Genomic DNA, 413 nt, shown 5'->3' with positions numbered 1-413 from the left:
CACCCCACGAGGATGCCGGGCCTGCGGGCTGCGCGGGACCGGTCCCGACCCGGCCGGGATCGCGGGCGGGTCCTGGCCGCGACGCGCGGCGCGGCGGCGCGTCAGGTCCCCGGCGGGTCGGCGCGTCCCGTCCCCGGCGGGTCGCCGTGTCCGGTCCCGGAAGGGTCGCCGTGTCCGGTCCCGGGCAGGGCGCCGCGTCCCGTCCCCGGTGGGGCGGTAACGCCGTCACTGGGGCCCGTACTTCCGGCCCGTCCGCGAGGTGATCCCGCCCAGCAGGGCGTTGGGCGTCACCTTCACCATGCCCATCAGCGCCTTGTACCGCGGGTCGGGGATCGACAGCGACCTGCCCCGCGCCAGATCGTGCAGCGCCGCCGCGACCACCTTGTCCGCGTCCAGCCACATCCAGCCGGGGA

At 77.7% G+C, this 413-nt stretch carries 1 pseudogene; it reads right to left on the bottom strand.

Going from position 1 to position 413, the window contains the following annotated elements:
* Positions 1–225: 225 nt before the first annotated feature.
* Positions 226–413, bottom strand: a pseudogene (locus tag RM844_RS33130) (SDR family NAD(P)-dependent oxidoreductase); the annotation flags it as partial.

The organism is Streptomyces chisholmiae (assembly GCF_031845445.1).
In the GTDB taxonomy this organism is placed as follows: Bacteria; Actinomycetota; Actinomycetes; order Streptomycetales; family Streptomycetaceae; genus Streptomyces; species Streptomyces chisholmiae.
The sequence above is the reverse complement of the archived record's forward strand: the minus strand, read 5'-3'. Positions and strand labels throughout refer to the sequence as shown.